The sequence below is a fragment of the Modestobacter sp. SYSU DS0511 genome (assembly GCF_054050755.1).
Genome location: NZ_JBJGZY010000015.1, coordinates 94,093 through 103,004 on the forward strand (window position 1 = coordinate 94,093; position 8,912 = coordinate 103,004).

Consider the following 8,912-nt stretch of genomic DNA (forward strand, 5'->3'; position numbering starts at 1 on the left):
TCAGGTGACCTGATCAACGGCTGTCCTCCCGCACCAGCATCGGTGCGGGAGGACGGATTCTGGTCAGGTCACCTGATCCAACCGGAACCGATCAGTAGAGGGCGAGGGTGAGCGCGCGGCGGGCGGCGCCGACCCGGGGATCGTCGTCGCCGACGACGCCGAACAGCTCGACCAGGTGCTTGCGGGCCAGGTCGCGGTCCTCACCGGCGGTGCGGCGGATGACGTCCAGCAGCCGGTCGAACGCGGCCTCCACGTTGCCGGTGCCGAGCAGCAGGTCGGCGGCGCGGGTCTGCGCGGCGACGTCGTCGGGTGCGGCGTCGGCGGCGTTGAGCGCCTCCGGCCCGGCCTCCTCGGCCCGGCGGAACAGCTGCACCTGGCGCAGCGCGAGCCCGGCGACGGGGTGCTCGGGCTCGGCGTCGAGGATCGCCTGGTAGGCGGCCTCGGCGGCGGTCAGGTCACCACGGTCCAGCGCGGCCTCGGCCTCGTCCAGCCGCGGGTCCTCCGGCTCGGCCGGCTCACCCTCGGCGCCGGGCACCGCGCCCCCGGTGGTGGCGGCGACCAGCTCGGTGACGAACTGGCGGGCCTGCTCCTCCGGGATGGCCCCGGTGAACTCGGCGACCAGCTGGCCCTGCCACACCGCCTTGACCGCCGGGATGCCCTGCACCCGCAGCCCCTGGGCGAGCGCCGGGTTGGCGTCGACGTCGACCTTGGCCAGCACCCACGAGCCGGCGCCCTCGGTGGCCAGCTTCTCCAGCACCGGCGACAGCTGCTTGCAGGGGCCGCACCACTCGGCCCACAGGTCGAGCACGACCGGCACCTGGAAGGAGCGGTCGAGGACCTCGGACTGGAAGGTGTCCTCGGTGACGTCGACGACGGCGCTGCCCGGGGCGCCGGCCGGCGCGCTCGCCGACGGGGGCGGCGCGGCCTGCGCCCGGGCCGCCGCCTCGCTGCGCGCCTTGACCGCGGCGAGGTCGACGGCACCGGCCAGGGAGGCGGCCATCTGCGCCTGCTGGGCGGCGGCGCGGGGGTCGCGCGGGGCGGCGGGACGAGCAGGGCGGTTCGGCTGCATGGACCCATTGTCACCCCATGCACCCGGTCGTCGACCAGGTGGGATGTCGGCCGCGTGCGGGCTCAGAACCTCGCCGGTTCGGCGTAGGTGCCCCACTCGGCGCGGAGGGCGTCGCAGATCTCGCCGAGGGTGGCCTCGGCCCGGGCGGCGTCGAGCATCGCCGGCACCATGTTCTGGTCGGTGCGGGCCACCTCGACCATCCTGGCCACCGCGGCCCGGGCGGCCGCGTCGTCGCGGGCCTGCCGCCGGGTGGCCAGCTCGGCCCGCTGGTCGAGCTCGACCTGGTGGCCGACCCGCAGCACCTCCAGCCGGTCGCCGTCCTGCACCGAGTCGGTCAGGGTGTTCACCCCGACCACCTTCTTCTCGCCCTTCTCCAGGGCCCGCTGGTAGGTGAACGCCGCCTCGGCGATCTCCCCGGTGAACCAGCCGTCCTCGATGCCGCGCAGGATGCCGCTGGTCATCGAGCCGTCGGAGCCCATCTCGCGGATCCGGGCGAACACCTCCTCCGCCTGGCGCTCCAGCTCGTCGGTGAGCGCCTCGACGTACCAGGAGCCGCCGAGCGGGTCGGCCACGTTCGCCACCCCGGTCTCCTCGGCGAGCACCTGCTGGGTGCGCAGCGCGATCTGCGCCGCCTTGGCGCTGGGCAGCGCGAGCACCTCGTCGAGGGCGTTGGTGTGCAGCGAGTTGGTGCCGCCGAGCACCGCGGCGAGCGCCTCGACCGCCGTCCGCACGATGTTGTTCTCCGGCTGCTGGGCGGTCAGCGAGACCCCGGCGGTCTGGGTGTGGAAGCGCAGCTGCTGGGCCCGCGCCGTCCGGGCGCCGTAGACGTCGCGCAGCCAGCGCGCCCAGATCCGCCGGGCGGCCCGGAACTTGGCGATTTCCTCGAAGAAGTCGATGTGCGCATCGAAGAAGAACGACAGCCCCGGCGCGAACACGTCGACGTCCAGCCCCCGGGAGAGCCCCAGCTCGACGTAGCCGAAGCCGTCGGCCAGCGTGTAGGCGAGCTCCTGCGCAGCCGTGGAACCGGCCTCCCGGATGTGGTACCCGGACACCGAGACCGGCTTGTAGGCGGGGAGCTCGGCGGCGCAGAACTCCATCAGGTCGCCGATGAGCCGCAGGTGCGGTCCGGGGGCGAACAGCCACTCCTTCTGCGCCGTGTACTCCTTGAAGATGTCGGTCTGCAGCGTGCCGTCCAGCGTCGACACGTCCGCCCCCTGGCGCTCGGCGGCGACCAGGTACATGCAGAACACCGGGACGGCCGGGCCGCTGATGGTCATCGACGTCGTGGTGTCCTGCAGCGGGATGCCGTCGAACAGCACGTCCATGTCGGCCGCGGAGTCGACCGCGACCCCGCAGTGGCCCACCTCGCCGAGCGCGCGGGGGTCGTCGGAGTCCCGGCCCATCAGCGTCGGCATGTCGAAGGCGACCGACAGCCCGCCACCGCCGGCGGCCAGCAGCGACCGGAACCGCTCGTTGGTCTGCCGGGCGTTGCCGAACCCGGCGAACTGGCGGATCGTCCAGAGCCGGCCGCGGTAGCCGGTGGGGTGCAGCCCTCGGGTGAACGGGAACTCCCCCGGCCAGCCGATCCGCTCGAACCCGGGGACGGTGCGCTCGTCGGCGGGCCCGTAGGCCGGGTCGACGGTCACCCCCGAGAGCGTGGTGAAGTCGGCCGCCCGGACCCGCCCGGCGGCCAGCGCCGCGTCGTACCGCTGCTGCCAGCGCTGGCGGGCCTCGCTGCCCGCGGGCTCGGTCATGACCAGATGCTAGGACGTCCTAGCATCTGCGGCCAGCGTCCGCGGCCCGGTCAGTCCGGCGCGACGTCGCCGGCGCCCAGCCGCACCTTCTTGAGGATGGCGAACAAGGTGTCCAGCTCGTGCTCGGGCAGGCCGGCCAGGCCGAAGTCCTGACCGGTGAGCGCCTCGGTGGCCGGCGGGACGACCTCCCGGCCGGCGTCGGTGATCGCCGCCAGCACCCCCCGGCCGTCGGTCGGGTTGGGGCGCCGCTCGACGTAGCCGGCGGCGACCAGCCGCTCGATCGCGTTGGTGACGCTGGTGGGGTGCACCATCAGCCGGCTGCCGATCACCTTCAGCGGCAGCTGACCGGTGCGGGAGAAGGTGAGCAGCACCAGCACCTCGTAGCGGGCGAAGGTCAGCCGGTGCGGGCGCAGCGCCTCGTCGAATCGGGCGAGCAGGATCTGCTGCACCCGGAACACCGACGTCGCCGCACGCATCGAGGCCGCCGGGCCGAAGCGCTCCGCCCAGGTCTCCGCCGCGCGCTCGATCGGGTCGAAGGGCAGCCCCAGGGGTCGGACCATGACCGCAGAGCGTAGTTCCGGCCGCCGACCGCCCCCGTCGACCCGTCGACCTGTCGACGAGTCGACACCCGGCGAACGGGTCAGGCGGGAGGAGCGGGGCGCAGCTCCGGCGCGCGGCGGATGCCGAACACCTCACGGAGCGCCACCCGGGCCGCGTTGTCGCCGCAGTGACCGTGCACGGCCGGCCCGGGCGGGGTGGCCGCACCGGCGAGGTAGACCCCGGCCATCGGCGTCTTGTACGTGTTCCAGCGGGGCACCGGGCGGAACAGCATCTGCCGCAGTGACGCCTCGCCGTTGGAGATGTCGCCGCCGACGTCGTTGGGGTTCCAGTGCTCCATCTCCCCGGCGTGCATGGTGTGCCGCGCCAGGATCGTGTCGCGGAAGCCGGGTGCGAAGCGTTCGATCTGGGCCTCGATCGCCTCGGTCATGTCCACCGTCGACCCGTGCGGCACGTGCACGTACGCCCAGAAGACGTGCCCGCCCTCCGGCGCGCGGGAGGGGTCGACGACGGTCGGCTGCACGGCCAGCACGTAGGGCCGGTCGGTGATCCGCCCGCCGGCCGGGGCCGCCTCCCCCGCGATCGTCTCCGCCATGGTGCCGGCGACGTGCACGGTGCCGGCCCGCCGGACGTCGGGGTTGGTCCACGGCACCGGCTCGGACAGCGCCCAGTCGACCTTGAACACCCCGGGCCCGTGCCGGTACCGGTGCACCCAGCGCCGGTACCCGTCGGTGACGCCGTTGCCGGCCATCGCCACGAAGGCCCCCGGCGAGGTGTCCAGCAGGACGGCGGGCACCCCCGCGAACTCGCGCAGGTCGGTGACCTCGTGCCCGGTGACGACCTCACCGCCCTGCTGCTCGAGCGCGGTGACCATGGCGTCGGAGAGCACCTGGGACCCGCCCTGGACCACCGGCCACCCCTGGTGGTGGGAGAGCATCCCGAGGAACATGCCCAGCGCCGCGGTCAGCGGCCGGGTGAGGTCGAGCATCCCGTGCGCCGCGGCGCCGGTGACCAGCGCCTTCGCCTCGTCGTCGGCGAAGCAGCGGTTCGCCAGGAACTCGATGTTCGGCAGCCCCTGCAGGCCGAAGGCGGCGATCGCCGGCGCGCCGCGCACCGGCAGCCGGCGGAAGGCCGAGGTCAGGAAGAAGTCGACGATGTCGTCCGCGTGCCGCAGCAGGGGCCCGAACAGCCGCCGGTAGGCCGCGGCGTCCCGGCCGAGCGACTCGGCCGTCCGGTCCAGGTCGTGCACCGAGAGCGCGGCCCGGCCGCCGTCCAGCGGGTGGGCGAAGTTGACCTCCGGCTGCAGCAGCCGGACCCCGCGGGAGGCCAGGTCGAACTCGGTGAAGAACGGCGCGCTGGCCGCCATCGGGTGCACCGTGGAGCAGATGTCGTGCCGGTAGCCGGGCAGCGTCACCTCCTCGGTGCGCAGCCCGCCGCCGGGCTGCTCGCCGCGCTCCACCACGCGCACGGAGAGGCCGGCCGCGGCCAGGCGGAGGGCAGCGGCCAGCCCGTTCGGGCCGGCTCCGACGACGACCGCGTCCGGGGTCCCGTTCACCTGGCTGACCTCTGCACGGGAGCCATCCTGCCCGCCGGGTCCTGCAGGTGCGCGATGAGCTCGTCCGCGGCGCGGTACGGGTCGGTCTCGCCCGCCACGACCCGCTCGGCCAGGGCCGGCAACGCGGCTGCGCCGCCGACGTCCCCCATCCGCTCGCGCAGCCCGGCGACGGCGATCGCCTCGACCTCGCGGACGGCCCGGGCGACCCGGCGCCGGCGCCCCTGCCCCGAGGACGCCAGCCAGGCGGCGTGCTCGTCGAGCCGGGCCACCACGTCGTCCACCCCGCTGTCCCCGTCCCGGGAGTGCTGGCCCCGGCTGGCCACCGTCTTCACGATCGGTGGCCGCCACTCCCCGGCGTCGGCGTGCCGGCCGCCGAGGGAGAGCATCGCGCGGAGGTCGCGGACGGTCTGGTCCGCGCCGTCCCGGTCGGCCTTGTTGACCACGAAGACGTCGGCGACCTCGAGGATCCCGGCCTTGGCCGCCTGGATCCCGTCGCCCATGCCCGGGGCGAGCAGCACCAGCGTGGTGTCGGCCAGCGAGGCGACCTCCAGCTCCGACTGGCCCACCCCGACCGTCTCGACCAGCACGACGTCACAGCCGGCCGCGTCGAGCACCCGCAGCGCCTGCGGGGTGGCCCACGCCAGCCCGCCCAGGTGCCCGCGGGAGGCCATCGACCGGATGAACACCCCGGGGTCGCCGGCGTGGTCCTGCATCCGCACCCGGTCACCGAGCAGCGCGCCGCCGGAGAACGGTGAGGAGGGGTCGACGGCGAGCACCCCCACCCGCTCACCGCGCGCCCGGAAGGCCCGCACCAGCGCCGTGGTCGTCGTCGACTTGCCGACCCCGGGCGGTCCGGTGAGACCGACGACCCGGGCGGAGCCGGTGTGCGGCGCCAGCGCGGCCGCGACGTCGCGCAGCAGCGGGCTGGCGTCCTCCACCAGCGAGATCAGCCGCGCCACCGACCGGGCGTCGCCCTCCCGGGCCCCCGCGACCAGCGCCGGCACGTCGGCCGCCCGCCGGCCCCGCCGTCCCGGGCCGGCGGCCGGTGCCTGGACGGCGAGCGGGTCGGGTTCGGTCACGCCGCGGCGGGGACCCGGAGGATGAGCGCGTCACCCTGGCCGCCACCGCCACACAACGCGGCGGCGCCCACCCCGCCGCCGCGGCGGCGGAGCTCCAGCGCCAGGTGCAGCACGATCCGGGCACCGCTCATCCCGACCGGGTGGCCCAGCGCGATCGCCCCGCCGTTGGGGTTGACCCGCTCCGGGTCGATGCCCAGCTCACGGGTGGAGACGATGCCGACGGCGGCGAAGGCCTCGTTCAGCTCGACCAGGTCCAGGGTGGCCGGGTCGATCCCCTCGCGGGCGCACGCCTTGGCGATGGCCCGGGACGGCTGGGTCTGCAGCGTGGCGTCGGGGCCGGCGACGACGCCGTGCGCGCCGATCTCGGCCAGCACGGTGCAGCCGAGCTCGGCGGCCCTGGCCGCGGACATCACCACGACCGCGCAGGCGCCGTCGGAGATCTGCGACGCCGAGGCCGCGGTGATCGTGCCGTCGGGGGCGAAGGCCGGCCGGAGCCGGGCCAGGCTCTCCGCGGTGGTGTCCGGGCGGATGCCCTCGTCCTCGCGGAACTCGATCGGGTCGCCCTTGCGCTGCGGGATGAGCACCGGGGTGATCTCGTCGTCGAACAGGCCGTTCTTCTGCGCGGCCGCGGCCTTCTGGTGGCTGGCGGCGGCGAACGCGTCCTGCTCCTCCCGGGTCAGCCCGTAGCGGCTGTTGGCCTGCTCGGTGAGCGCCCCCATCGCCACCTGGTCGAAGGTGTCGGTGAGGCCGTCGTGCGCCATCGCGTCGACCAGCGCGGCGTCGCCGTACTTCGTGCCGGTGCGCGAGCTGGGCAGCAGGTGCGGCGCCCGGGTCATCGACTCCATGCCACCGGCCACCACGACGTCGAACTCACCGGCCCGGATGAGCTGGTCGGCCAGGGCGATGGCGTCGATGCCGGAGAGGCAGACCTTGTTCAGCGTGAAGGAGGGCACCGACATGGGGATGCCGCCGGCGACCGCGGCCGGGCGGGCGGGGTTCTGCCCGGCACCGGCCTGGACGACCTGGCCCATGATCACGTAGTCGACCTGGTCGCCGGTGATCCCGGCGCGCTGGAGGGCCGCCTTGATGGCGACGCCGCCGAGGTCGGCGGCGCTGAAGTCCTTGAGGGAACCCAGCAGCCGGCCCATCGGCGTGCGGGCGCCGCCGACGATGACCGAGCGGGTGGGGGCGGGCTGGCTCATCGGGGCCTCCAGTGGCTCCGGCCGCCGCCGTTGGCGGCCTGCTCCGGGATCGCGGCGCGGCCTTCCGCACCGCTGCGGGACCCGTCGAGGATAGGGCCCGGACGACGGCCCCGGCGTCTCCTTCGGCAGGATGCCCGGCATGACCGATGCCGTGCCCGACGACGCGCACAGCCGGCTGCCCGCCGGGATGTTCACCACCATCGACCACGTGGGCATCGCGGTGCCCGACCTGGACGAGGCGGTCGCCTTCTACGCCGGCACGTTCGGCGTGCGGTCGGTGCACGAGGAGACGAACGAGGAGCAGGGCGTCCGGGAGGCGATGCTCGTCGTCGGCGACGGGGAGACCCGGGTCCAGCTGCTCGCCCCGCTCACCCCCGAGTCGACGATCGCGAAGTTCATCGGCCGCTCCGGCCCGGGCCTGCAGCAGCTGGCCTTCCGGGTGACCGACGTCGAGGCCGCCGCGCAGACGCTGCGCGACCGCGGACTGCGCCTGCTGTACGACTCGCCGCGCCGCGGCACCGCCGGCAGCCGGGTCAACTTCGTGCACCCCAAGGACGCCGGCGGCGTGCTGGTCGAGCTCGTCGAGCCGGCCGGCGGCCCCGCCGACCGCTGAGCGGCTCTCCGGCCCGGATCGCGGCCCCCGGCCGGGCTCCCCGGGAGCCGCCCGCGCAGCGGCCTGGGACACGCTGACCCGGCGCCGGTTCTCTGCGAGGATGTCGCCCATGAGCGACCCTCGTGACGACTTCTTCCGCGACGGCGGCCCCGGCTTCGACGTGGTGCGCAAGGGTTACGACCGCGAACAGGTCCACGAGACCCTCGCCGGGATGGACGCCGACCTGCGGGTCGCCATCGCCGATCGGGACGCCGCGGTGGCGCGCTCCTCCGACCTGGCCCGCCAGCTGCAGGCCCTGCACGGCGAGGTGGAGCAGCTGCGCCGCCGGGCCGCGAGCGCCAGTGCGCCCACGTTCGAGAACATGGGCGAGCGCATCTCGAACATGCTGCGGCTGGCCGAGGAGGAGGCCGCGGAGATCCGCCGGGCCGCCCAGGAGGACGCCGCGCAGCTGCAGGCGGCGGTCGCCGCCGAGGCCGAGGCGGTGCGCGAGCGGATCACCGGGGAGGAGCGGGCGCTCGGGGAACGGTCGGCCGCCAGCCGGGCCGAGGCCGAGCGGCTCGTCGCCGAGGCCCGGGCGCACGCCGAGCAGGTCGCGGTGAAGGCCCAGGCCCGCGCCGACGAGCTGGTCACCAAGGCGCAGGAGCGGGTCGCCCGCCTCGACGCCGACTCGCAGGCCCGCCGCACCAAGGCGGAGGAGGACTTCGAGATCGCGATGCGCATCCGGCGCACCGAGGCCGCCCGGCTGGAGGAGGAGCGTGAGCGCGACTCCGTGGCCGCCGCCCAGCAGCGCGTGGCCGCCGCCGACGAGCACGCGCACCGCACCGTCACCGAGGCGGAGGCCTCCGCGGCCGCCATCCGGGCGGTCCGGGACGAGCTCGCCGAGCGGCTCACCGACGTGCGCACGCTCCTGGAGCAGCTGCCCGACCTCGGCGACCGCCCCGCGCCGACGGCCCGCCCGGCCGGGCAGCCAGCGCAGCAGGCTCCCGAGCAGCGGCCCGCGGGGGGGGGGGGGGGGGGGGGGGGGGGGGGGGGGGGGGGGGGGGGGGGGGGGGGGGGGGGGGGGCGGGGGGGGGGGGGCGGGG

At 75.5% G+C, this 8,912-nt stretch carries 8 protein-coding genes; 2 read left to right on the forward strand and 6 right to left on the reverse strand.

Going from position 1 to position 8,912, the window contains the following annotated elements:
- Positions 1 to 91 precede the first annotated feature (91 nt).
- From ACI783_RS09875 to ACI783_RS09900, 6 genes are all read right to left on the reverse strand, one after another.
- Positions 92 to 1,069, reverse strand: a complete 978-nt coding sequence (locus ACI783_RS09875; protein ID WP_457140281.1) for a tetratricopeptide repeat protein — start codon at positions 1,067 to 1,069, stop codon at positions 92 to 94.
- 62 nt (positions 1,070 to 1,131) lie between these two features.
- Entirely contained in the window at positions 1,132 to 2,823 is a 1,692-nt protein-coding gene (locus tag ACI783_RS09880; protein WP_457140282.1) for an acyl-CoA mutase large subunit family protein, read from the reverse strand.
- Between the two features lie 50 nt (positions 2,824 to 2,873).
- Entirely contained in the window at positions 2,874 to 3,383 is a 510-nt protein-coding gene (locus tag ACI783_RS09885) for a MarR family winged helix-turn-helix transcriptional regulator (protein WP_457140283.1), read from the reverse strand.
- Between the two features lie 80 nt (positions 3,384 to 3,463).
- Complete coding sequence (locus ACI783_RS09890) at positions 3,464 to 4,936, reverse strand: phytoene desaturase family protein (protein WP_457140284.1); 1,473 nt, start codon at positions 4,934 to 4,936, stop codon at positions 3,464 to 3,466.
- On the reverse strand, positions 4,933 to 6,015 hold the full coding sequence (gene meaB / locus ACI783_RS09895; protein ID WP_457140285.1) for a methylmalonyl Co-A mutase-associated GTPase MeaB: 1,083 nt from the start codon (positions 6,013 to 6,015) through the stop codon (positions 4,933 to 4,935). The genes ACI783_RS09890 and meaB overlap by 4 nt, the downstream gene beginning before the upstream one ends.
- Positions 6,012 to 7,217, reverse strand: coding sequence for an acetyl-CoA C-acetyltransferase (locus ACI783_RS09900; RefSeq protein ID WP_457140286.1), 1,206 nt, complete (start codon positions 7,215 to 7,217; stop codon positions 6,012 to 6,014). The genes meaB and ACI783_RS09900 overlap by 4 nt, the downstream gene beginning before the upstream one ends.
- 139 nt (positions 7,218 to 7,356) lie before the next feature.
- Between ACI783_RS09900 and mce the strand changes: the two genes are divergently transcribed.
- Together mce and ACI783_RS09910 are read left to right on the forward strand one after the other, a co-directional pair.
- The gene (gene mce, locus ACI783_RS09905; RefSeq protein WP_457140287.1) at positions 7,357 to 7,830 is read left to right on the forward strand and encodes a methylmalonyl-CoA epimerase; all 474 of its coding nucleotides are present in this window, start codon (positions 7,357 to 7,359) and stop codon (positions 7,828 to 7,830) included.
- 109 nt (positions 7,831 to 7,939) lie between these two features.
- Positions 7,940 to 8,912 (forward strand): hypothetical protein (locus tag ACI783_RS09910; protein WP_457140288.1); only part of this gene is annotated, 973 nt, incomplete at its 3' end.